Source organism: Kineococcus haloalkalitolerans (assembly GCF_050871905.1).
Classification (GTDB): domain Bacteria; phylum Actinomycetota; class Actinomycetes; order Actinomycetales; family Kineococcaceae; genus Kineococcus.
This window is the reverse complement of record NZ_JBJLSH010000027.1, coordinates 21,327-43,946: the sequence shown is the minus strand read 5'-3', so window position 1 is coordinate 43,946 and position 22,620 is coordinate 21,327. Positions and strand designations below refer to the sequence as shown.

Below are 22,620 nucleotides of genomic sequence, written 5' to 3'. Positions count from 1 at the left end.
GGACCCGCACAGCTCCCGCACGGAAGGCGCACCATGCACCCGACCGCACCACGGTCCACCTCCCCGGCCCCCACCCCGCCCGCCAGCCCGTCCCGGCCCGCCCGCCGCACCGCCGCGCTGGCGGCCGGCACGGGCGCGGCGCTCGCCGCGACCGTGCTGCTGGGCGCGGGCCCGGCCGCCGCGGCCCCCGCCCCGCCCGCTCCCCCGCAGGCCCCGCCCACGGCTGGGCTGCCCGGCACGGGCGAGCTGTCGGCGCTGGCCACGGCGCGCCCGGCCACGCTCGCGGCCGCGCAGGAGCAGTTCCTGGCCCGCACCCCGGCCCGCTACGCCGAGCAGGAGGTCGTCTGGGCGCCGTGCCCGCCGGAGTGGCTGCAGCTGCCGCAGTCCGCCGAGCTGCTGGAGTGCGCCGCCGTGCAGGTGCCGCGCGACTGGGGTGCTCCCGAGGAGGGCGAGCCGCTGCGCGTGGCGATCAGCCGCCTGCCGCGCCCCGAGGGCGAGCGCCCCGCGCGGACGGTGGTCACCAACCCCGGCGGGCCGGGCGGGTCCGGCCTGGAGCTGGCCGCCGCGATCGGCGCCGTGCCCGGGCTGGAGGGCACCGAGGTGGTCGGCCTGGACGTGCGCGGCACGGGCGCCAGCTCCCCGCTGCGCTGCGGCCAGGCGGCCGCGCTCGCGCAGGCCTCCGCCCCCGACTACCGCGACCGCTCCGCCGAGGCGCTGGTGGCGACGGCCGACGCGATGGCCGCCACCGCCGCGGCCTGCGCCGACGACCCGCTGGTGGACGTCGTGACCACGGAGCAGACCGTCGCCGACATCGACCTCGTCCGCCACGTCCTGGACCGCGAGACGATCGACTGGGTCGGCTACTCCGGCGGCACCTGGCTGGGCGCTCAGTACGCGACGTACTTCCCCGCGCGGACGGGCCGCTTCGTCCTCGACTCGGCCGTCGACGTGACCGCCGCCTTCCAGAGCGTCTTCGCCGAGAACCAGCCGCCGGCCTTCCAGCGCCGCTTCGAGCAGGACTTCGCGCCGTGGGCGGCGCAGCACGCGCGGCTGTTCCACCTCGGCGCCACGCCCGAGGAGGTCGGCGCCACCTACGAGCGGCTGCGCGCCGACCTGGCCGCGCGTCCCCTGCAGGTGCCCGTCCTCGGCCTGAGCGTCGACGGTCCGCTCCTGGACGCGCTCGTGCTGCAGTCGATGTACGGCAAGGCGAACTTCGAGACGCTCGCCTGGACGCTGCGCGGCCTGCGGACGGTGGCCGACCTCGCCGCCTGGGGTGACCGCGCCGGCGCCGAGCGCGCCACCGCGGAGCTGACCCGGCGCCTGGAGGAGCTGCTGCCGCCCGAGCTGATGAGCGCCGAGGACGCCGGGGCCGAGGACGGCGGGGTCCCGCCGCACCCGTTCACCCTCCAGGCCACCTTCCTCGCCACCACCTGCAACGACACCGCCTGGTCGCGCGGCAGCGCGTTCTGGGAGGAGCTCAGCGAGCGCCAGGGCAGCGCGTACCCGCTGCGCGGGTGGGCGACGCTGCAGCAGCCGTGCGGGTACTGGGACCGCCCCGCGCTGACCCTGCCGCGCCCGGACGGCCGCGACCTGCCGCCCCTGCTCGTCGTGCAGTCCGAGAACGACCCCGCGACCCCGGTCGAGGGCGCCCGGGCCACGCGCGAGGCGCTGCCCAGCTCCCGGATGGTGACCGTCACCGGGGAGGGCGACCACGGCCTCTACGGGACCGTCGGCAACGCCTGCGTCGACGAGGTCGTCACGACGTTCCTCGTCACCGGCGAGGCGCCGGCGGGCGACGTGACCTGCGAGGGCACCGGGATCCCCGACCCGGGCCTGGCGCGGCTGCTGGACACCCCGCTGCGCGACCTGCTGCCCGGCGCCTGAGCGGCACCGGCGGCCTGACCCGATGATGGAGCCGTGAGCACCCCGCCCGTCCCCGCCGCGACGACTCCCGCCGCGACGCCTCCCCCCGCCGCGCCCTCGTGGGCGGGCGCGGCCGGCGAGGAGGAGCGCCGGCGCGGCCTGCGCCGGATGCGCGTGGTGGCGACGGGTCTGCTGGTGCTCGCGGCGGTCGTCTACTGGGCGACCGCCGGGCGCGACGGCGCCTGGGAGTGGGTCAACGCCGCCTCCGAGGCCGCGATGATCGGCGCGGTGGCGGACTGGTTCGCCGTCACCGCGCTGTTCCGGCACCCCCTCGGGATCCCGATCCCGCACACGGCGCTCATCCCGCGCCGCAAGGACGCCCTCGGGGCGACCCTGCAGGAGTTCGTGCGCGACAACTTCCTCGCCGAGGAGGTCGTGCGGGACAAGGTGGCCCGCGCCGGCGTCCCCCGGCGGGTCGGCCTCTGGCTGACCCGCAAGGGGGGCGCCGAGCGCGTCGTGCAGGAGGCCGCCAGCGTCGTCGGCGGCGCGCTGGGGGTGCTGCGCGACGAGGAGGTGACCGCCGTCCTCGACCAGGTGCTCGTCAAGCGCTTCGCCGCCGAGCCGTGGAGCCCGGCCCTGGGCCGGCTGCTGGCCGAGGTGGTGCGCGACGGCACCCACCACCCCGTCGTGGACCTCACGCTGGCCGAGGCCCAGCGCTGGCTGCGCGCCAACGAGCTGACCGTCCGGCGCCTGGTCGAGGAGCGGGCGCCGGAGTGGGCGCCGAACTGGCTCAACGAGCGGCTGGGCCGGCGCGTGCACACCGAGGCCACCCGCTGGGTCGACGACGTCGTCGCCGACCGCGACCACCCCGGCCGCAGGGCCATCGACGACCTGCTGGCCCGCTACGCCGAGGCGCTGCAGCACGACCCGGTGACCCGGGCCAAGGCCGACGAGTTCCAGCAGCGGCTGCTGTCCTCCCCCGGCCTGGCCGACACCGTGCAGGGCGTGTGGACCTCGCTGCGCGGCTACCTGCTGGACGCGGTGCAGGACCCGACGTCCTCCCTGCGCGCGCGCACCCTGGAGGCCGTCACCGACGTCGGGCACCGCCTGGTGGACGACGAGGTGTTCGCCCGCCGCGTCGAGGGGCACCTGACGGACGCCACGGGGTTCCTCGTGCGCCGCTTCGCGCCCGAGCTGTCCAGCGTCATCTCCGACACCGTGCAGCGCTGGGACGGGCGCGAGGCCGCGAACCGGATCGAGCTGCTCGCCGGGCGGGACCTGCAGTTCATCCGCATCAACGGCACCGTCGTCGGGGCCCTGGTCGGCCTGGTGATCCACGGTCTCACGGTGCTGCTGGTCGGCTGACGCACTACCGTCGCGGGCATGAGCCCGTACGTGAACCCGTCAGGCGGCTTCGACCGGGACTCCCGGTACATCACGACGCGGATCACCGCGGACGGCCGCGACGGCTACCCCGTCGAGCCGGGCCGCTACCGGCTCGTCGTCAGCCGCGCGTGCCCGTGGGCGAACCGGGCGATCGTCGTGCGGCGGCTGCTGGGCCTGGAACCGGTGCTGTCGATGGCGGTGGCCGGTCCCACGCACGACGAGCGCAGCTGGACGTTCGACCTCGACGAGGGCGGCCGGGACCCGGTGCTGGGCTACGAGCGGCTGCAGGAGGCGTTCTTCGCCCGCTTCCCCGACTACGACCGCGGCATCACCGTCCCGGCGATCGTCGACGTGCCGAGCGGGCAGGTCGTCACGAACGACTTCCCGCAGATGACGATCGACCTGTCGCTGGAGTGGACCGAGCACCACCGCGAGGGCGCGCCGCAGCTGTACCCCGAGCACCTGCGGTCCGAGATCGACGAGGTCAACGCGCACGTCTTCCGGGACGTGAACAACGGCGTCTACAAGTGCGGTTTCGCCGGGACGCAGGAGGCGTACGAGAAGGCCTACGACCGCCTGTTCTCCCGCCTCGACTGGTTGTCCGAGCGGCTGTCGCGCCAGCGCTACCTCGTGGGCGACACCATCACCGAGGCCGACGTGCGGCTGTTCACGACGCTGGCGCGCTTCGACCCCGTCTACCACGGGCACTTCAAGTGCAACCGGCACAAGCTGTCCGAGATGCCGGTGCTGTCGGCGTACTTCCGCGACCTATACCAGACGCCCGGGTTCGGCGACACGATCGACGTCGACCACATCAAGCGGCACTACTACGAGGTGCAGCGCGACATCAACCCGACGGGGATCTTCCCGACGGGCCCCGACCTGTCCGGGTGGCTGGAACCGCACGGGCGCGAGGAGCTGGGCGGTCGTCCGTTCGGCGACGGCACCCCGCCGCCGCCGCCGGTCCCCGAGGAGGTCGTCCCCGCGGACCACCAGCCGCGGGCGGCCTGAACCCTGGACCGCGCCGGCCGCCGTCAGCGGGTCGCGCTGACGGTGGCCGAGCCCAGCACGCGGGTGCCGTCGTAGACCGCGACGGTCTGCCCCGGCGCGACCCCCGTCAGCGGTGAGCGCAGCGCGACCTCGAGCCCGTCGCCGGCCGTCGCCTCGACGACGGCCGGCACGGGCTCGCCGTGCGCGCGGACCTGCACGTGGACCTCGACCGGACCGGCCGGGCGCGGCGCGCACCAGACCGCGTCCGCGGCGGACAGCCCGTCCACGCGCAGCGCCTCGGCGGGCCCGACGACGACGGTGCGGCGCACCGGCTCGATGGACAGCACGTACCGGGGCCGGCCGTCGGGCGCCGGCCGGGTCAGGCCCAGCCCCTTGCGCTGGCCGACGGTGAAGCCGTACGTGCCGGTGTGGGTGCCCAGCACCGCGCCGTCGGCGTCGACGACCTCGCCGGGCTCCTCGCCGAGCCGGTCGGCGAGGAAACCGCGGGTGTCGCCGTCGGGGATGAAGCAGATGTCGTGGCTGTCGGGCTTGGCCGCCACCGGCAGCCCGCGCGCCGCCGCCTCGGCGCGCACCCGCTCCTTGGCGGGCGCGTCGCCCAGGGGGAACATCGCGTGCGCGACCTGGTCGGCGTCCAGGACGGCGAGCACGTACGACTGGTCCTTGGCGGCGTCGGCGGCGCGGTGCAGCTCCGGGCCGCGCGGGCCGGGCAGCACGCGCGCGTAGTGACCGGTGCAGACCGCGTCGAAGCCGAGGGCGATCCCCTTGTCCAGCAGCGCCGCGAACTTGATCCGCTCGTTGCAGCGCACGCACGGGTTCGGGGTGCGCCCGGCGGCGTACTCGGCGACGAAGTCCTCCACGACGTCGGCGACGAAGTCCTCCGACAGGTCCCACACGTAGAACGGGATGCCGAGCAGGTCCGCCGCCCGCCGCGCGTCGAGGGCGTCCTCGATCGTGCAGCAGCCGCGCGAGCCGGTCCGCAGGGTGCCCGGCGAGCGGTTCAGCGCCATGTGCACGCCGACGACGTCGTGCCCGGCGTCCACCGCGCGGGCGGCGGCCACCGCCGAGTCCACCCCGCCGCTCATCGCGGCCAGGACGCGCATCAGGACGCCACCGCGGCGGGACGGCGCCGCCCGGCGCGCGAGGAGCCGGCCGCGGCGCGGCGGGCGCGCTCCACGGCCGGGCCGACGGCCGCCAGCGCTGCGTCGACGTCCTCCTCGGTGGAGGACCAGCCGAGGGAGAAGCGCAGGGCCCCCCGCGTATCGGCGGCCGGAACGCCCATCGCCAGCAGCACGTGGCTGGGCTGCGGCACCCCCGCCTGGCAGGCGGAGCCGGTGGAGCACTCCACCCCGGCGGCGTCCAGCAGGTACAGCAGCGAGTCGCCCTGGCAGCCGTCGACCGTCACGTGCGCGTTGCCGGGCAGCCGGTCGGTCAGCGAGCCGCGCACCCGCACCCCGTCCACGCGCTCGGCCAGCCCGGCCAGCAGCCGGTCGCGGAGGCCCGCCACGCGCGCCCGCTCGGCGTCCTGGCCGGCCAGCGCCGCCCGCAGGGCCGCGGCCGTCGCGGCGGCGGCCGGCGCCGACAGCGTGCCCGAGCGGGCGCCCAGCTCCTGCCCGCCGCCGTGCAGCAGCGGGACGAGCGGCGTCCCGCGCCGCAGGAGCAGCGCCCCGGCCCCCACGGGCCCGCCGAACTTGTGCGCCGACAGCGACAGCGCGTCCACGCCCGCGGCCGCGAAGTCCACCGGCAGGTGCCCCACGGCCTGCACGGCGTCGGTGTGCACGGGCACGCCCGCGGCGCGCGCGAGCGCCGCCACCTCGGCCACCGGTTGCACGGTGCCCACCTCGTTGTTGGCCCACATCACCGAGACGAGGGCGACCTCCTCGGGGGCCTGCGCCAGCTCCGCGGCCAGCGCGTCCAGGTCGGTGCGGCCCTCGGCGTCCACGGGCAGCAGGCGCACGTCGGCGCCCTCGTGCTCGCGCAGGTGCTCGGCGGGGTCCAGGACGGCGTGGTGCTCGGCCGCGCTGACCAGGACGCGGCGCCGGCGCGGGTCCTCCGCCCGGCGCGCCCACCACAGGCCCTTGACGGCCAGGTTGTCGGCCTCGGTGCCCCCCGAGGTCCACACGAGCTCCCCCGCGCGCGCGCCCAGGGCGGCGGCGACCTCCTCGCGGGCCTCCTCCACGGCGCTGCGCGCCCGCCGGCCCGCCGAGTGCAGCGACGAGGGGTTGCCCACCAGACCCGCCCGCTCGGTCCAGGCCGCCACGGCCTCGGGCCGGGTGGGCGCCGTCGACGCGTGGTCCAGGTAGGCCGTCCGCACGTCTCGAGTGTAAGAGCGGGGGCGGGGTCGGGCAGACTGCGGCGGGTGCCAGCACCGTCCCCGCCGACGCGCCCCGCCAGGCCCCACCCGCTGGGCGTGACCCCGCGCAGCGCCGAGGAGGGCGGTGGCGCCGACGTCGCCGTCCTGGCCGCGCACGCCGACCGCGTGGAGGTGTGCGTCTTCAGCGCCGACGGCCGCGAGACGCGCACCGCGCTGCCCGACGTCGAGCACGGCGTCTGGTACGGGCACGTGCCGGACCTGGCGGTCGGCTCCCGCTACGGCCTGCGCACGCACGGGCGCTGGGACCCCGAGCGCGGTCTGCGGCACAACCCCGCCAAGCTGCTGCTGGACCCGTGGGCGCGCGGCCTGGACGGGGAGGTGGCGCTGCGCCCGGAGGTGTTCGGGCACGCCGTCGACGACGACCTGCGCGGCGACCTCGCCGTGCCCGACCCGCGCGACAGCGCCCCGCACGTGCCGCGCTCGGTCGTCCTGGGTCCCCTGCCGCGGCACCTGCGCCCCACCCCCGGCGAGCGCCCGCGCGTGCCGTGGGCGGACACGGTCGTCTACGAGGCCCACGTGCGCGGTCTGACGCAGCAGCACCCCGAGGTGCCCGAGGAGGACCGCGGCACGTACGCGGCGCTGGCGCACCCGGCGGTCGTGGAGCACCTGCGCTCCCTGGGCGTCACCACCCTGGAGCTGCTGCCGGTGCACGCCAGCACCTCCGAGGTGGCGCTGCGCCGGCGCGGGCTGAGCAACTACTGGGGCTACAACACGCTGGCGTTCAACGTCCCGCACGCCCCCTACGCCACCCGCCGCGCCCGCGCCGCCGGGCCCGAGGGGGTGCGCGAGGAGTTCCGGCGCGCCGTGCGCTCGCTGCACGCGGCCGGGATCGAGGTGCTCCTCGACGTCGTCTACAACCACACCTGCGAGGAGGGCCCCGAGGGCCCGCACCTGTCCTTCCGCGGGCTGGACGACGCGACGTACTACCTGCGCGACGCGGGCGGGCGGCCGCTGGACGTCACCGGCTGCGGCAACTCGCTGGACTTCACCGACCCGCGGGTCGTGCAGTTCACCCTGGACTCGCTGCGGTACTGGGTGACCGAGCACGGCGTCGACGGGTTCCGCTTCGACCTCATGACGACGCTGGCGCGCGGGCGCGACGGGTTCACCCCCGACCACCCGTTCCTCGTGGCGCTGGCCGCCGACCCGGTGCTGGCCGACGTCAAGCTCGTCGCCGAGCCGTGGGACGTCGGCCCGTCCGGCTGGCGCACGGGGCAGTTCCCCGCCCCCGTGCACGAGTGGAACGACCGCTTCCGCGACGGGGTGCGCCGCTTCTGGCTGACCGACGCGCGCGACACCGCCCTCGGGCACGGCGCGCCGGCGATGGGCGGACGGGGCCTGCGGGAGCTGGCGACCCGCTTCGCCGGCTCGGCCGACACGTTCGACGTGCGGCGCGGGCGGCTGACGAGCGTGAACTTCGTGACCGCCCACGACGGGTTCACGCTGGCCGACCTGGTCTCCTACGACCGCAAGCACAACGAGGCCAACGGCGAGGGCAACCGCGACGGCAGCGACTCCGACACCAGCTACAACCACGGCGTCGAGGGCGACACCTCCGACCCGGAGGTGCTCCAGGCGCGCCGGCGCAGCGTGCGCAACCTCATGGCCACCCTCGTCCTGTCGAGCGGGGTGCCGATGCTCACGGCCGGCGACGAGTTCGGCCGCTCGCAGGGCGGCAACAACAACGCCTACTGCCAGGACGGGCCGGTGTCCTGGGTGGACTGGGACCTCGCGCCCTGGCAGCGGGAGCTGCTGGAGGACACCCGCGCGCTGCTGGAGCTGCGCCGGCGCTACCCCGTGCTGCGCACGGCGGGGGTGCTGCGCGGCCACCCGGTGCGCGAGCAGCGCTCGGACCTGCTGTGGTTCGGCGAGGACGGGGAGCCGATGAACGTGGACCGCTGGCACGAGGGCGAGCGGCGCGTGCTGCAGGTGCTGGTGGACGGCCGCGACCGCGGCGAGGCGTCCGTCCTCGTCGTCCTCAACGGCGGAGCCCGCCAGCGCGACGTCGTCGTCCCCGAGGTGGAGGGCCTGCCGCGGTACCTGCCGCGGTGGAGCTCCGCGCCGGACCGCCGCCGCCGAGCCGCGCCCGCGGGCCGGGCGCTGCGCGTGGCGCCGTGGACCGTGCGCGTCCTGGCCTCGCGCTGACGGTGGTGCACCCCGCGGTCCCGGGGAGGCGCCGCGTCGTCCTGCTGCCGGGCGCCGGTTGCGACGCCGGTCAGTGGGCCGCGGTGGCGGCGGCCCTGGCCGGTGACCACGACGTCGAGGCGCGGGACCTGCCCGGGCACCACGGCGCGCCGCCGCTGCCCGGGGCGGTGTCGCTGGAGGCCGTCGCGGCGCACCTCGCCGACAGCCTGGCGGACGGGCTCGCGGGCGGACCGGCCGACGGGCCCGCGGGGCCGGCCGTCCTCGTGGGGCACAGCACCGGCGGGGTCGTCGCCCTGGTGGTGGCCGCCCGCCGCCCCGAGCTGGTCGCGGGGCTGGTGCTCGTGGACTCCAACGTGCCCGTCACGGCGGACGCGCTGGCCGCCAAGCGCGCCCGCGCCGGGCGGGTGCGCTCGGGGCCGTGGCCGGACGTGCTCGTGACGTCGATGCGCACCGCCTGGGGCGAGCGCGAGCCGCAGCTGCGCGAGGAGGTCGTCGCCGGGATCGCCGCCACGCCCGAGGAGGTGCTGCGGCCGCTGTGGACCGACGTCCTGAAGCTGGACCCGCGGCCGCTGCTGGCAGTCGTGCGCGCGCCGCTGCTGCACCTGCGCACCACGCGCGACGTCGACGCCGCCGCGCTGGCGGCGCTGAACCCGCGCGCCCGCTCGGTGGACCTGCGGCACCTGGGGGCCGGGCACTGGCCGCACCTGCTGGAGCCGGACGCCGTCACCGCCCGGCTGCGCGACTTCCTGCGCGGCGCGGTCGGCCGGCCCTCCGCCGGGGCGCTCCGGTGACCGCCGGGCTGCCGGACCCGCCGGACCGGCCGCCGTCCCGGCCCCTGCGCGCCCTGGTCCGGCCCGTCCTGTGGGCGCTGGCCGGGTTCGCCGCGGCGCTGCTGGGCGGGACGGTGCTGGGCCTGGGCGGCGGGGAGGCCGCGCTGGTGGCGCTCGTCGTGGCCGTCCTGGTCCTGCTGGTGGAGCTCGCGCTCGACGCCACGAGGCGCAACGCGCGGCGCGGCCCCGGGCGCTGACCCGCGGTCCCACCTCGCCGCTGCCCGGCGCCGCCGGCCCTCGACACCGCCACCGGCCCTTGACACCGCCGGCGCCCGGGTCGACCCTCACCTCCCACCCGAGGGGAGGCGTCGTGAGCGGTGCTGACCGGGCCCTGCTGGACGAGCTGCTGCGCGCCGAGCGCCTCGCGCTGCTGGAGCAGCTGGAGGTGCTCGACGAGGCGGCGTGGGCCGTGCCGTCGCTGTGCGCGGGGTGGACCGTGCAGCACGTCGCCGCTCACCTGGCCTGGGCGCCGGTCCTGCGACCCGGGGCCGCCCTGCGCGGCCTGGCCGGCGCGGGCTTCGACCCGAACCGGTTCAACCGCCGCACGGCGACGGCGTGGACCGCCCGGGGCCGGGCGGCGGTCCTGGCGCAGCTGCGCGAGAACGCCGTCACGCTGGCCGCACCGCCCGGCGTCCCCCGCGCCGCGGCGGTCCTCGAGGCCGTCCTGCACGGGCTCGACGTGCGGCGGCCGCTGGGCCTGGGGCACCGGACGGACCTCCGCGCGGTGCGGACCGCCGCGGACGTCCTGGTGCGCACGCGCTGGCCGTTGAACGTCACCGTGGGCGGCAGCGCGGGCGCCCGGGTGCGCGGGCGCCGCCTCGTCGCCGAGGACGTCGGCTGGCAGCACGGGCAGGGACCGGAGGTGCGCGGCAGCGGCGAGGCGCTCCTGCTGCTGCTCAGCGGGCGCCCGGTCGGCCCGGACGAGCTGTCCGGTCCCGGTGCCGCGGACGTGCGGCGCGGCCCGCGCCGCTGACGGGAGGCTCAGCCGGTGACGAGGCGGTCGCGGCCGGAGCGCTTGGCCGCCAGCATGGCGGCGTCGGCCGCGGCGAGCGCCGACGCGAGGTCGCCGCGGGTGGCCGAGCCGACCGACACCCGCACCCGCAGCCCCGGCGCGACCTCGTCCCACGCCAGCCGGCGGACGGCCTCCAGCACCCGCCGGGCGGCCGGGCCAGCGCCGGCGGGGTCGGCCAGGACGACGACGAACTCGTCGCCGCCGTAGCGCAGCGGCACGTCGGCGCCCCGGCACGCGCCGCGCACGACGTCGGCCAGCCGGCGCAGGACGGCGTCGCCGACCGCGTGGGAGAAGGTGTCGTTGACGGCCTTGAAGTCGTCGACGTCGACGAACAGCACCGCGGCCGCGCCCCCCGCGGCGGGCGCTGCGGCGCCGGCGCGCTCGCGCAGGCGCTGCAGCTCGCGCCGGTTGCCCAGGCCCGTCAGCGGGTCGGTGCGCAGCTCGCGGGAGGCGCGTGCCGCCTCCTCGTCCAGCGCGCGCAGGCGGATGCGGTCGGTCAGGGCCTCGAAGCGCGACTCGCGGTCGCGCCACAGCCGCGCGGTCGAGGCGCGGGCCAGCTGCCGCCACGCCCGCACGACCGGCGCGGGCACGGCGGCCGCGGCGCTCTCCACCTCGGCCAGCGCCTCGTGGCCCAGCGCCTCCCACAGCTCGCGGTCCTCGTGGACGTGCACGGCGGCGACCTCCGCGAGGACCGCCCGCGCGGTCTCGGGCTCCCCCGACCGGGCCAGCACCACCGCCAGGGCGAGCCGGGCCGCGCGCAGCTCCACGAGCCCGTCGCGCACCCCGCCGCCGGCCAGGGCCTCCCGCACCCGGGCCAGGGCCAGCGGGTCCTCGCCGAGGCGGTGCAGCAGGAAGCCCTCCAGCGCCAGCGCGCGGCGGGCCATCGCGGCGTCGCCGCCCTCGCGGGCGGCGGCCGCCAGGGCGGCGACGTCGCTGAGCGCGGCCACGTGCTGGGCGCGGGCGGCGGCGGGGTCGCCGCTGAGGGCCAGGCAGCAGCCCCACAGGGTGCGGTTGACGGCCACCGCGCGCAGGACGGCCGTGCGCGCCACGTCCAGCCAGGGCGAGCGGCGCACGCCCTCCAGCAGCTCCTGGCACAGCTCGAACAGCAGCAGCGAGCGGAACGCGGTGGCCGTGGAGAACGCCGCCGACATGCCGTTGTAGCTGCGGCCGGGGTCCGCGGCCAGGGCGTGCGCCCGCGCGAGGGCGTCCATGGCCGCCGACGTGCGCCCCAGGGCCAGGCGCGCGTCGGCCAGCAGCGCGAGGGTCTTGGCGCGCCAGGCGGTCTCCTGCTCCGGGAGGCGGTCCAGGAGGGCCTGCGCCTCCGCGGCCGCGCCCGAGGGGTCGAGCACCTCCAGCAGGCACGCCGCGGTCGTGAAGGACAGGTAGCGCACGGTCGTCTCGTCACCGGCGGCGGTGCACAGCGCGACGCCCTCGCGGCAGGCGCGCAGGGCCGCGTCCCAGGACCCGGCGAGGTACTGGGCGAAGGCCAGCTCGGCCAGCCGGTCGTAGGGGCCGAACTCCTCGCGGCGGGCGAGGGCCGCGGCGGGGGGCCGCCGCGCCGCGGGCACCACGGGGACCTCGGGCACGGCGCAGGGGCCTCCGGGCGGGACGGGACGGGACGGGCACCGGCGGGCACGGACGAGCGCGACCGCCGCCGCGACCCTAACCGCGCGCGGTGCCGCGGCGGGGCGTTTCCGCCCAGCCCGCACCCCGTCGGCACCCGGCGGGCGCCCAGCCGTCTCCCAGCTGCGCCGGTCAGCGGCGCCCCGCGTCCGGGCCCCACCGGGCCAGGACGAGGGTCTCGACGATCGTGACCAGCGTGTACAGCAGGATCGAGGTGAACGTGACGACGACGACGATGGCCCACAGCTTGGAGTACTGGACCTGCGAGTTGGCCCGGAAGATCTCCGCGCCCAGGCCCCGGCCGCTGAACAGCCACTCGTAGAGCATCGCGCCGATCACCGCGCCCGGCACGGAGATGCGCACCGCGGCGAAGAGGTTCGGCAGCGCGCTGGGCACCGCCACCTTCCGCAGCGCCGTCCACCGCGTCCCGCCGTTGACCCGGACCAGGTCGACGGCCTGCGGCGACGCCGAGCGCAGCCCGAGCGCCAGGTTCACCAGCACCGGGAAGAACACGACGACACCGCCGATGGCGGCTGCGCCCGCCGCACCGCGGCCGAAGACGATGCCGATGAGCGGGGCCATCGCCACCAGCGGCACCGAGCGCAGCAGCATGGCCAGCGGCATGAACGCGAACTCCAGCGGCCGGAACAGCGTGAACAGCGAGGCGACGGCGACGGCGGAGACGAGGCCGGCCGCGAACCCGGTACCCGCGTTGCCCAGCGTCACCAGCAGCAGGCCGGCCAGTTCCGCCCGGTTCGCGGCCGCGCCCTCGGCGGTGACCAGGTACGCGTGGACGTCCAGCGGCCGCTTGCCCACGAAGGGGTCGACGTCCAGCAGCGCCAGCAGCGCGTACCAGGCCAGGACGAGGACGACGGTGGACACGACGAGCGTGAGCACCGAGACCGCGATCCGCCGCGCCGCGGACCCGGCCACCGACGTGGCGCTGCGGTCCTCGTGCGCCGGGCCGGCGCCCGCCGCGGGGCGGACGGCCGCGCTGGTGCTCGTGCTCGTGCTCGCCATCAGGAGACCCCTCCCGTCCGCTGACCGGTCGAGGACCACGGGGTGACGAGCCGGGCCACCAACCCGACGAGCAGGTAGCCGGCACCGGCCACGAGGCCGGAGGCGATCGCCAGCGCCCACAGCTGCGAGTAGCGCAGCTGCGTCTGCGCCGCGGTGATGAGCAGGCCGAGGCCGGAGTCCACCCCGCCGAAGTACTCGCCCAGCACCGCGCCGAGGAAGGCGGCGGGCGCGGCGAGCTTCAGCGCGGCGAACACGTTCGGCAGCGCGGCGACGGAGCGGACCTTCACCAGCTGCGTCCAGCGGGTGCCGCCGTAGGCGCGGACGACGTCCAGGGCGGTGCGGTCGGCGGCGCGCAGGCCGAGCAGGCAGCCGACGACCGAGGTGAACACCACGCTCAGGGCCGCGAGGAACACCGAGGTCGTGCGCGAGCCCGGCTCGGACACGATGAGGACGATCGGCCCGACGGCGGTCATGGGGACGCAGTACGAGATGACGGCCACCTGCGTGGCCGCCCCCTCGGAGGCGGGGACGAGCAGGACGACGACGGCCAGGGCGAACGCGGCCAGGTTGCCCCACAGGTACCCCTGCAGCGCGGACCACGTCGTCACCGACAGGTTGGCCCAGTACACGTCCGGGCCGTCCGAGACGACCCTGCCCACGACCGCCCAGGGCGTCGGGACGATGCCGCTGGCGCGGAACACCGTCAGGGCCAGGACCGTCCAGACGGCGAGGACGACCACCGCGCCGACGATCCCCCCCGACCACGGGGGCAGGTCGCGCAGGCCGCGGCGGGCGGCCGGCACCGCCGCGGGGGGAGCCTGCCGGGCCGCCGCGCCCAGGCTCGTGGTGCTCACCGCTCCTCCTCCGGCCCGCCGGCGCCGCCGCCGAACAGGAGCTCCGAGAGCCGGTCGTGGTAGGCGTGGAACTCCGGGGTGCGCATGAGGCCGGGCGTCCGGGGCCGGGGCAGGTCGATCTCGACGACCTCCACGACCCGCCCCGGGCGCGGGCTCATCACGGCCACGACGTCGGACAGGAACACCGCCTCGGCGATCCCGTGCGTCACCATCAGCGTGGTCGCCGGCTTCTCGGTCCAGATGCGCAGCAGCTCCACGTTCATCCGCTGGCGCGTCATGTCGTCCAGCGCGCCGAACGGCTCGTCCAGCAGCATCACGCTGGGCTGCACGACGAGGCAGCGGGCGATGGACACCCGCTGGCGCATGCCGCCCGACAGCTGCGCGGGCTTGGCCTTCTCGAAACCCCGGAGGCCGACGAGGTCGACGAGGTCGCTCACCAGCCCGCGGTCCGGGCGGACCCCGGCGACCTCCAGCGGGAGGCGGATGTTGCTCTCCACCGTGCGCCACGGCAGCAGGGCGGAGTCCTGGAACGCGATCCCCAGCTCGTGCTGCCGCTGCAGCTCCCGGGTGGTGAGGCCGTTGACGAGCGCGGTCCCGCTGGTCGGTTCCTCCAGGCCGGCGAGGACGCGCAGGACCGTCGACTTCCCGCAGCCCGAGGGGCCCAGCAGGGACAGGAAGGCGTTCTTGCGCGTCCCCAGGTGGGTCTCGTCGAGGGCCTGGACCGTCCTGCGGCCCAGGGTGAACCGCTTGCTCAGGCCCTGCAGGTGGAAGCCGGTGGCGGCCGCGGGGTGCAGCGACGGCGTCGTGGTGGCCGACGGCGCCCGGGGTGCCGGGGCGGGCGCCGCGGCAGCGGCGGTGGCGTCAGCGGCGGTGGCGTCAGCGGCGGCGGTGGTGTCGTGGGACACGGTCGGGCCCCTCTCGCGCGGGTGGGTGGCGGACGGCGGGGCGGTCTCAGCCCGTGACGAGGCCGGGGTCCTCGGCGTAGACCTCCTCCAGCAGCGTGAGGTCGAACAGCTGCTCGGCCGTGATGTCCGTGCCGATGACGGCGAGGGCCTCGACGTTCTGCTGCACCAGCTCCTCGGTCATCGTGAACAGCCCGTTGGCGCGGGTGTCGTCCGTGACGACCAGCTCGTTCTGCGCCTCGGCCTCGGCCGTCTGCTCCTCCAGCTCCAGGTCCAGGTCGGCGCCGTAGACCTCGACGGCCAGGCGCGCGGACTCGGCCGGGTCGGCGACGGCGTCGGTCCAGCCGCGGACCTCGGCGCGCAGGAACGCCTTGAGCATGTCCCGCTGGTCGTCGATGGTCGACTGCAGGACCGTGAACGTCTCGGCGACGAAGGGCAGTCCCTGCTCGGCGAACCCGAGGGTCACCGGGGTCAGGCCCTGCCCCGCGAGCAGGATCGGCTCGTTGGTCAGGTACGCCATGAACGCGTCCACCTCGCCCGAGGCCACCACCGACGGGTCGTACTGGACCGGCACGATCGTGAAGGTCGAGGGGTCGACGCCGTTGGCGGTGCAGAAGCCCGCGAAGATCTGCTCGTTGCCGCCGGTCTGGACGCCGATGCGCTTGCCGGCCAGGTCCTCGACCGTGCGGACGGGGGTGCGCTCCTCGACCGAGACGAGGCAGAAGGGGTTCAGCTGGAACGTCGCGCCGATGATCTTCAGGGGGGCGCCCTCGTTGACGATCGCCGGGGCCGTCAGGGTCGGTGCGGACAGGCCGACCTGCGCGCGCCGGGACAGCACCATGGCCTCCGCGGCCGTGCCCGCGGCACCACCGGCGAGCAGGTCGACCGTCCCGAAACCCTCCTCCGCGTAGTAGCCGCGCTCGATGGCGAAGTACTCCCCCGCGAACTCGATGTTCTTGATCCAGGAGAGCTGGACGGCGATGTCGCCGAAACCCTCCCCACCGCCGTCGGTGGTGCCAGCGGCCCCCGACTCCTCGCCGCACGCGGCCAGGGCGGCCACGCCCAGGACCCCCAGCCCCGCACCGCGCAGCAGGGATCGGCGGCTGGCCGGGAGCGCGAGCCCCGCCGGGACGGCGGTGCGGGTGCGGGGTGCGGGTGCGTTCACGGGGCGGCTCCGGAGGTGGGAGGGCTGCGGGCACGGGGCGCGCGGACGGGCCGGACGGACCGGCCGTCGGTACTGAACCAGCCGCGCGCGGCAGCGGCGTTCCAGTCGTGTGAACGCCGTGTTTCCCCCGTCCCGCCCCACCTCCCGCGCGGCCCCGGCTCCGGCCGGCGTCACACGGAGGAAACACGGGTGTGCTCTCCTTCGGACCGGCTGGTCCGCGCGGCGCGCGCCGCAGAGCGAGAGGTGGTCCGCGGTGCGACGCATGCACCTGGGAGTCTTCGAGGTGGCCGCGCCCCAGGTGGGCGGCACCCTCAGCTGGTCGCACCCGTGGAGCGACTCCGTGCACCACCGGGAGGTCGAGCACTGGGTGGGGGTCGCGCGACTGCTGGAGTCCGCGGGTTTCGACTTCCTGTTCTTCGCCGACGGCTACGGCTACCCCAGCGTGGACGGCGACCTGCCCGACGCCGCGGTCCGGGGCGGGCTGAACTTCTCCGGGCTCGACCCGATGCTGCTGGTCCCGGCCCTCGCCCGCGCCACCGAGCGGCTGGGGTTCGTCGTCACCGCCTCCACCGGCGTCGACCACCCCGTGGCGATGGCGCGCCGGTTCGCCACGCTGGACCACCTGACGGGCGGTCGGATCGGCTGGAACGTCGTCACCGGCGCGTCGCAGGACACCGTCGCCGCCCTGTTCGGGCACGCGACGATGACCGCCCACGACACCGGCTACGAGATCGCCGAGGAGCACGTCGAGCTGTGCCGGCGGCTGTGGGAGGACTGCTGGGAGGACGGCGCCCTCGTCGAGGACAAGGCCGCCGGCGTCTTCGCCGACCCGCGGCGGCTGCACCGGATCGAGCACCGGGGCACGCACTTCCGCTCCTCCGGCTACTTCACGGTGCCGCCGTCGCCGCAGCGCACCCCGGTCCTGTTCCAGGCCGGGTCCTCCGAGCGCGGCCGCGCGTTCGCGGCCCGCCACGCCGAGTGCGTGTTCCTGCAGGGGACGACGCCCGGCCACGCCGCCCGCAACGTGGCGGACATCCGCGCCCGCGCCGCCGGGCAGGGGCGCGACCCGGCGTCGGTGAAGGTCCTCGTCGGGGCGACGGTCACCGTGGCCGAGACGTCGGCCGCGGCGGCGGAGCGCCGGGCCGAGTTCGAGGCGATGCAGACCGACGAGGTCGCCGCGGTGATCTACGCCGGGAACACCGGGATCGACCTGACCGCCCTCGACCCGGACCGCCCGCTGGACCAGGTCCTCACCGGACCCGCGGCCTCGCGCGTGGGTCAGATGGGGCAGAGCAACATCGACCGGTTCCGGCGCCCCGACGGCACGACGCCGCTGGTGCGGGAGGTCCTGCAGGAGCTGCGCGGCCGCGGCACCCGGGGTTTCACCGTGGTCGGCGATCCACGCGAGGTGGCCGACCAGCTCGAGGAGCTCGTCGAGGTCACCGACGTGGACGGGTTCCTCCTGGAGGCCGTGTTCTCACCGGCCGACCACCGCCTGTTCTGCGACCTGGTCGTGCCCGAGCTGCGCCGGCGCGGGCGGCTGCCGGCCGCCGATGCGCTGCCCGGCCCGACGCTGCGCCAGCGGCTCGGCTCCCCCGGCCCGCGGCTGCCCGGCGGCCGGCGGGACCGCGACCGCGTCGACGGCCCGGCGCCCGTCGCGTGAGAGCCTGACCCCCGCCCCCACCACGCCCCCACCAGGCCGCGGGCCACGCCCGCGCCCGGACACCCGGAGACCCCGTGCGCGCCCTCGTCGACCTGCCCAAGGCCCACCTGCACGTCCACCTCGAGGGGGCGATGCGCCCCTCGACCCTCGCCGACCTCGCGGCCGAGGCCGGGGCGCCGGAACCCCCGGTCCGCGGGTTCACCTCGTTCTCCGAGTTCGTGGCGGTGTACGACGGCGCGGTGCGCCTCGTGCGCACCGAGGCGCACCTGCGCCGGCTGGTGCGCGAGGTCGTCGAGGACGCCGCGCGCGACGGGGCGGTGTGGGTGGAGCCGCAGGGCAACCCGGTGCCGTACGCCGAGGCGCTCGGCGGCCCGGAGGCGGTCCTGGAGGCCGTGCTGGACGAGGGGCTCACCACGGCGGCGCGGCTCGGGATCGGGTTCGGCTGGATGGCGTGCGGGCTGCGCCACCAGCCCCCCGCGGACGCCGAGGACCTCGCCCGCCTCGCGGTCCGCTACGCCGGCGACGGCGTGGTCTCCTTCGGCCTGGCCGCGGACGAGTCGCTGTTCCCCCCGGCGCCCTTCGAGCGCGCCTTCGCGATCGCCCGCGAGGGCGGGCTGCTCGCGGCGCCCCACGCGGGCGAGCTGCTGGGGCCGGACAGCGTCCGCGACGCCCTCGACCTGCTGGGCGCCCGGCGCGTGCAGCACGGGGTGCGGGCCGTGGAGGACCCCGCGCTCCTCGAGCGGCTGGCCGCCGAGGGCGTCGTCCTGGACGTGTGCCCGACCTCCAACGTCGAGCTGGCCGTGGTGCCCGAGATCGGCCGGCACCCGCTGCCCGCGCTGCTCGAGGCGGGCGTGCGCTGCTCCCTCAACGGCGACGACCCCCTGCTGTTCGGGCCGGGCCTGCTGGAGGAGTACGAGACGGCCCGCACCGCGCTGGGCCTCGACGACGAGCAGCTCGCCTCGTGCGCGACGGCCTCCCTGGAGGGGGCGGCGGCCCCGGAGGGCTTCGCCGCCACCCACGTGGCGCGCGTGCAGGAGTGGCTGGCCGCCTGAGGCCGCGCGACCCGCTGCGGGTCAGCGTCCAGCGGCGCGGCGCTCCACGGGTCCCGGGCCGGCGACCAGCGCCAGCAGCGAGCGGTCCTCGCCGCGCGGGGCCAGCACGCACAGACCGACGGGCAGGTCCCCGACCCTCGCCGACGGCAGGCCGACGGCGGGCACCCCCGTCTGGGAGGCCAGGGTCGTCAGCGGGAGCGTCCCGGCGCGCGCGGCCTCGAACCGCTCCGGTGCCGCGTCGACCGGCGGTGCCGGCGCCGCGGTGCTCGGCAGGCACAACCACCCCGCCCCGAGGACCGCCTCCAGGCGCGCGCGGGTCCGCTCGACCGTCGCCCGCGCGGCGGCGAGCTCCGCGGCGCTCGTGCGCTCCCCCGCCCGGAACCGCGCCTCGACCGCCGGGGACAGGGCGCCGGGCTCGGCGGTGACGAAGGCGCCGTGGGCGGCCCACGCCTCGGCGGCCTGGACGGTGCGGAAGGCGGCCGTCCAGGCCTCGACCTCGTCGGCGGTGACGTCGTCGTCGACGTCGCGCAGGGGCAGGCCCGTGCGCCCGGCCAGCGCCGCCAGCGCCGCCTCGACCGCCCGCGCGGTGGCGGGCTCGGCCAGCCCGAGGAGGGTGCGGCTGCGCAGCAGGGCCGCCGGGCGCCGGACGGGCGCGGACGAGGGCAGCAGCACCCGCGCCGCCGCGGCGAGCAGCCGGGCGTCGCGGGCCAGGAGCCCCACCGTGTCGAACGAGGGGGCCAGCGGCAGGACGCCGGTGGTGTCGACGACGCCGTGGGTGGGCCGCCAGGCGTGCAGGCCGCTGAAGGAGCCGGGCACGCGCAGCGACCCGGCGGTGTCGGTGCCCAGGCCGAGGTCGGCGGCACCGGAGGCCACCGCCGCGGCGCAGCCGGAGGAGGAGCCGCCGGGGACCCGCCCGGGCGCCGCGGGGTTCGGCGGGGTGCCGTAGTGGGCGTTGACGCCCAGCAGGGAGAAGGCCAGCTCGTCGGTCCGGGCGATCCCGGCCACGGCGGCGCCGGCGTCCAGGAGGGCCTGCAGCGCGGGGGCGCTGGCCACCGCGGGCCGGGCCCGCTCCAGCCAGCGGGGCACCCCGCCGCCGGTGCGCTGCCCCGCCACGGCGACGACGTCCTTGACCGCGACGCGGACGCCGGCCAGCGGCCCGGTCCCGCTGCCCGCGGGCAGGGGCGCGGCGTCCGGGGGGCGCCAGGTGAGCGCGCCGGGGTCCGGCGCGCTCACGAGCGGCGGGCGGCGACGTCGAGCACGGCCGCCTCGAGGGCGTCGAGACCGGCCGCGACGTCGGCGGCGGTGACGGCCTCCGCGGGGGCGTGGCTGACGCCGCCCTCGCAGCGCACGAACACCATGGCGACCGGGGTGAGGGCGGCCATCGCCATCGCGTCGTGCCCGGCGCGCGAGAAGGTCCGCAGCGGGTCCGCGTCGCCGGTGGCGGCGATGCCCGCCACCACCGAGGCCGTCAGCTCCGCGTCGCAGCCGACCCCCGCCGCGCGGTGGACCTCGGTCAGCTCGAACCCGAGCCCGCGGCCGGCGCAGACCCGCTGCGCGTGCGCCTCGACGGCCGCGACGAGGGCGTCGCGGTCCTCGTCGCGCTCGGCGCGGACGTCGAGGGAGAACTCGACCAGCCCGGGGACGACGTTGACCCCGCCGGGGTGGGCCTGCAACCGGCCGACGGTGGCGATGCCGCCGCGCTCGACGGCGAGGCGCTCGACGGCCAGCACGACGTCGGCGGCGCCGACGAGGGCGTCGCGGCGCGCGGGGTACGGGGTGCCGCCGGCGTGCCGGGCCTCCCCGACGACGCGGCCGGCGAACCGCCGCGCCCCGGCGATGGAGGTCACCACCCCGAGGGGGCGGCCGGCGGCCTCCAGGAGCGGGCCCTGCTCGATGTGCAGCTCCAGGTAGCCGACGAGGTCCTGCGGCGCGCGGGCGGCCTCGGCGATCCGGGAGGGGTCCAGCCCGAACTCCTCGGCCGCCCGCCGCACGCTCGTGCCGTCCCGGTCGCGGCGCTCCCACCAGTCCTCGTCCCACGTCCCGGCGACCGCGGAACTGCCCGTCAGCGCGGTGGCGAACCGGGTGCCCTCCTCGTCGGAGAACGCGACGAGCTCCAGCGCGAAGGGCAGGTCCCCGGCCCGCGGGGCGATCCGCCGCGCGACCTCGACGGCGCTGAGCACGCCCAGGACGCCGTCGTAGCGCCCGGCGTCCGTGACGGTGTCCAGGTGCGAGCCGAGCACCAGGGCCGGCAGGCCGGGTTCGCGGCCCTCCAGCCGGCCCCACTGGTTGCCGGCCTGGTCGGTCCACGTGCGCGCCCCGCACTCGCGCAACCAGCCCGCGGCCAGCGCGTTGGCCCGGGCGTGCTCGGGCGAGAGGTGGACGCGCTCGATCCCGTGCGCGAGCGCCGAGACCGCGGCGAGCTCGTCGCAGCGGTCCAGGACCCGCCGCGCACCGGCGCCGGCGCCGCGCCGGACGTCCACCGAGGTACCGGTCGCCGCGCTCACGCGTACACCTCCTGCGCGGCAGCCGTCCCGCCCCCGGGCTCGACGGGCGCGCCGTGGCGGCGCAGCACCTGCTCCAGCGCGGCGAGCGTCACCAGCACGGCGTCCTTGCGGGCGTTGTAGCCCATCGTGCCGATGCGCCACACCCGCCCGGCCAGCGGGCCGAAGCTCGTGCCGATCTCGATGCCGTAGTCCTGCAGCAGTTCTGCGCGCACGGCGTCGCCGTCGACGCCCGCGGGCACGTGGACGGCGACGACGTTGTGCATCTTGCGCTCCACGTCGCCGAACACGGCGAGGCCCAGCCCCCGGACCCCGGCGAGCATCGCGGCCCCGTGCAGGCGGTGCCGGGCGAGGACCTCGGGCAGGCCCTCCTCCAGCAGGAGCCGCGCGCACTCGCGCGCGCCGTAGAGCATGGTGGTGGCCTCCGTGTGGTGGTTCAGCCGCTCCTCGCCCCAGTAGTCGAGGATCATCGCGAGGTCGAAGTAGTTGGAGCGGATGCGCGCGTCGCCCGCCGCGGTCCGCCCGCCCGGGCCGGGGTCGGCGCGCAGGCCCGCCTCGACGCTGCGGCGGCGCCGGACCACCTCGACCGCCCGCGGCGACAGCGACAGCGGGGCGCTGCCCGAGGGGCCGCCGAGGCACTTCTGCAACCCGGCCGTGGCGGCGTCGACCTCCCAGGCGTCCATCTCGAAGGGGTTGCCCGCCAGCGACGCGGTGACGTCCACGTACAGCAGGGCGCCGTACCGGTGGCACATCGCCCCCACGCCCTCCAGCGGCTGGTTCATCGTCGTGGAGGTGTCGCCCTGCACGAGCGCGACCAGCGATGGGCGGACCTCCCGCACCGCCGCCTCGAGCTCCTCGGGGGTGAACACCCGCCCCCACGGCACCTCGCGGACGTGGACGTCGGCGCCGCAGCGCTCGGCGATCTCGCGCAGCAGGTGCCCGAAGCGGCCGAACACGGGGACGAGGACGGTGTCGCCGGGGGTGATGAGCGAGACCAGCGCGGCCTCGATCCCGGCGCGGGAGGTGCCGTCGACGAGGACGGTCGCCTCGTTGTCCGTCGCGAACACCTCCCGGTACAGGGCCCGGGTCTCGTCCATGTACGCCGTCATCGCCGGGTCGTACTGCCCGACGAGCTGCGCGGACATCGCGCGCAGGACGCGGGGGTCGACGGTGACGGGGCCGGGACCCATGAGCAGCCGCGGGGGCGGTGCCACCGGGGCAC

Annotated in this window: 19 protein-coding genes; 9 read left to right on the top strand and 10 right to left on the bottom strand. The window is 77.2% G+C overall.

The features are described from left to right. The first annotated feature begins 33 nt into the window (after positions 1–33). Genes ACRYMY_RS11995 through ACRYMY_RS11985 form a run of 3 tightly spaced genes read left to right on the top strand, consistent with a single transcriptional unit; the run spans position 34 to position 4,260 of the window. Entirely contained in the window at positions 34–1,884 is a 1,851-nt protein-coding gene (locus ACRYMY_RS11995) for an alpha/beta fold hydrolase (protein WP_432547484.1), read from the top strand. A gap of 33 nt (positions 1,885–1,917) precedes the next feature. Beyond that, positions 1,918–3,228, top strand: coding sequence for a DUF445 domain-containing protein (locus tag ACRYMY_RS11990; RefSeq protein WP_432547483.1), 1,311 nt, complete (start codon positions 1,918–1,920; stop codon positions 3,226–3,228). Between the two features lie 18 nt (positions 3,229–3,246). Continuing rightward, positions 3,247–4,260 (top strand): glutathione S-transferase family protein, encoded by a 1,014-nt coding sequence (locus tag ACRYMY_RS11985; RefSeq protein WP_432547482.1) that lies wholly within the window; start codon positions 3,247–3,249, stop codon positions 4,258–4,260. Between the two features lie 23 nt (positions 4,261–4,283). Here the strand turns inward: ACRYMY_RS11985 and mnmA are convergent, their stop codons facing one another. After that, complete coding sequence (mnmA, locus tag ACRYMY_RS11980) at positions 4,284–5,360, bottom strand: tRNA 2-thiouridine(34) synthase MnmA (protein ID WP_432547481.1); 1,077 nt, start codon at positions 5,358–5,360, stop codon at positions 4,284–4,286. Then, complete coding sequence (locus tag ACRYMY_RS11975; RefSeq protein WP_432547480.1) at positions 5,360–6,571, bottom strand: cysteine desulfurase family protein; 1,212 nt, start codon at positions 6,569–6,571, stop codon at positions 5,360–5,362. Before ACRYMY_RS11975 ends, mnmA begins: the two co-directional genes overlap by 1 nt. On the opposite strand from ACRYMY_RS11975, the gene glgX reads away from it, so the two are divergent. The 4 genes from glgX to ACRYMY_RS11955 all read left to right on the top strand — a co-directional run bounded on the left by glgX (position 6,548) and on the right by ACRYMY_RS11955 (position 10,579). Beyond that, a complete protein-coding gene (gene glgX / locus ACRYMY_RS11970) occupies positions 6,548–8,776 on the top strand; it encodes a glycogen debranching protein GlgX (RefSeq protein WP_432547479.1) in 2,229 nt (742 codons plus the stop codon). The two genes, ACRYMY_RS11975 and glgX, sit on opposite strands and share 24 nt — an antisense overlap. Positions 8,777–8,781: 5 nt before the next feature. Beyond that, positions 8,782–9,567, top strand: a complete 786-nt coding sequence (locus ACRYMY_RS11965) for an alpha/beta fold hydrolase (RefSeq protein WP_432547478.1) — start codon at positions 8,782–8,784, stop codon at positions 9,565–9,567. Next, positions 9,564–9,803: a hypothetical protein gene (locus ACRYMY_RS11960; RefSeq protein ID WP_432547477.1), complete on the top strand. Its 240-nt coding sequence runs from the start codon at positions 9,564–9,566 to the stop codon at positions 9,801–9,803. The genes ACRYMY_RS11965 and ACRYMY_RS11960 overlap by 4 nt, the downstream gene beginning before the upstream one ends. A 113-nt stretch (positions 9,804–9,916) precedes the next feature. Beyond that, on the top strand, positions 9,917–10,579 hold the full coding sequence (locus tag ACRYMY_RS11955) for a maleylpyruvate isomerase family mycothiol-dependent enzyme (RefSeq protein ID WP_432547476.1): 663 nt from the start codon (positions 9,917–9,919) through the stop codon (positions 10,577–10,579). Between the two features lie 8 nt (positions 10,580–10,587). Here ACRYMY_RS11955 and ACRYMY_RS11950 read toward each other — a convergent pair whose 3' ends face one another. The 5 genes from ACRYMY_RS11950 to ACRYMY_RS11930 all read right to left on the bottom strand — a co-directional run bounded on the left by ACRYMY_RS11950 (position 10,588) and on the right by ACRYMY_RS11930 (position 16,182). Further along, positions 10,588–12,204, bottom strand: a complete 1,617-nt coding sequence (locus tag ACRYMY_RS11950; RefSeq protein WP_432547475.1) for a diguanylate cyclase — start codon at positions 12,202–12,204, stop codon at positions 10,588–10,590. 169 nt (positions 12,205–12,373) lie between these two features. Beyond that, positions 12,374–13,261: an ABC transporter permease gene (locus tag ACRYMY_RS11945; protein ID WP_432547474.1), complete on the bottom strand. Its 888-nt coding sequence runs from the start codon at positions 13,259–13,261 to the stop codon at positions 12,374–12,376. After that, positions 13,261–14,115 carry an ABC transporter permease gene (locus ACRYMY_RS11940; protein ID WP_432547473.1) on the bottom strand — a complete coding sequence of 285 codons (855 nt, stop codon included), beginning with the start codon at positions 14,113–14,115 and terminating at the stop codon, positions 13,261–13,263. The genes ACRYMY_RS11945 and ACRYMY_RS11940 overlap by 1 nt, the downstream gene beginning before the upstream one ends. Beyond that, positions 14,112–14,909, bottom strand: coding sequence for an ABC transporter ATP-binding protein (locus tag ACRYMY_RS11935; protein WP_432547498.1), 798 nt, complete (start codon positions 14,907–14,909; stop codon positions 14,112–14,114). Before ACRYMY_RS11935 ends, ACRYMY_RS11940 begins: the two co-directional genes overlap by 4 nt. Positions 14,910–15,066: 157 nt before the next feature. Next, the gene (locus ACRYMY_RS11930) at positions 15,067–16,182 is read right to left on the bottom strand and encodes an ABC transporter substrate-binding protein (RefSeq protein ID WP_432547472.1); all 1,116 of its coding nucleotides are present in this window, start codon (positions 16,180–16,182) and stop codon (positions 15,067–15,069) included. Between the two features lie 262 nt (positions 16,183–16,444). Here ACRYMY_RS11930 and ACRYMY_RS11925 point away from each other — a divergent pair, with 262 nt between their 5' ends. Both ACRYMY_RS11925 and add read left to right on the top strand, forming a co-directional pair. After that, positions 16,445–17,845, top strand: coding sequence for an NtaA/DmoA family FMN-dependent monooxygenase (locus ACRYMY_RS11925; RefSeq protein WP_432547497.1), 1,401 nt, complete (start codon positions 16,445–16,447; stop codon positions 17,843–17,845). A gap of 74 nt (positions 17,846–17,919) precedes the next feature. Continuing rightward, positions 17,920–18,897, top strand: a complete 978-nt coding sequence (gene add / locus ACRYMY_RS11920; RefSeq protein ID WP_432547471.1) for an adenosine deaminase — start codon at positions 17,920–17,922, stop codon at positions 18,895–18,897. A 21-nt stretch (positions 18,898–18,918) separates the two neighbouring features. On the opposite strand, the gene ACRYMY_RS11915 is transcribed toward add, so the two are convergent. The 3 genes from ACRYMY_RS11915 to ACRYMY_RS11905 are packed head-to-tail and all read right to left on the bottom strand — an operon-like array spanning position 18,919 to position 22,588. After that, positions 18,919–20,130 carry an amidase family protein gene (locus tag ACRYMY_RS11915; RefSeq protein ID WP_432547470.1) on the bottom strand — a complete coding sequence of 404 codons (1,212 nt, stop codon included), beginning with the start codon at positions 20,128–20,130 and terminating at the stop codon, positions 18,919–18,921. Beyond that, positions 20,127–21,401 carry an allantoate amidohydrolase gene (locus ACRYMY_RS11910; RefSeq protein ID WP_432547469.1) on the bottom strand — a complete coding sequence of 425 codons (1,275 nt, stop codon included), beginning with the start codon at positions 21,399–21,401 and terminating at the stop codon, positions 20,127–20,129. The genes ACRYMY_RS11915 and ACRYMY_RS11910 overlap by 4 nt, the downstream gene beginning before the upstream one ends. Further along, positions 21,398–22,588 carry a pyridoxal-phosphate-dependent aminotransferase family protein gene (locus tag ACRYMY_RS11905; protein WP_432547496.1) on the bottom strand — a complete coding sequence of 397 codons (1,191 nt, stop codon included), beginning with the start codon at positions 22,586–22,588 and terminating at the stop codon, positions 21,398–21,400. The genes ACRYMY_RS11910 and ACRYMY_RS11905 overlap by 4 nt, the downstream gene beginning before the upstream one ends. Positions 22,589–22,620 lie beyond the last annotated feature (32 nt).

Excerpts from the sequence above, each read along its gene's own strand:
- ACRYMY_RS11985 (WP_432547482.1), top strand. The coding sequence starts at position 3,247 with ATGAGCCCGTACGTGAACCCGTCAGGCGGCTTCGACCGGGACTCCCGG.
- ACRYMY_RS11945 (WP_432547474.1), bottom strand. The coding sequence starts at position 13,261 with ATGGCGAGCACGAGCACGAGCACCAGCGCGGCCGTCCGCCCCGCGGCG.
- ACRYMY_RS11925 (WP_432547497.1), top strand. The coding sequence starts at position 16,445 with ATGCACCTGGGAGTCTTCGAGGTGGCCGCGCCCCAGGTGGGCGGCACC.
- mnmA (WP_432547481.1), bottom strand. The coding sequence starts at position 5,360 with ATGCGCGTCCTGGCCGCGATGAGCGGCGGGGTGGACTCGGCGGTGGCC.
- ACRYMY_RS11995 (WP_432547484.1), top strand. The coding sequence starts at position 34 with ATGCACCCGACCGCACCACGGTCCACCTCCCCGGCCCCCACCCCGCCC.
- ACRYMY_RS11905 (WP_432547496.1), bottom strand. The coding sequence starts at position 22,588 with ATGGGTCCCGGCCCCGTCACCGTCGACCCCCGCGTCCTGCGCGCGATG.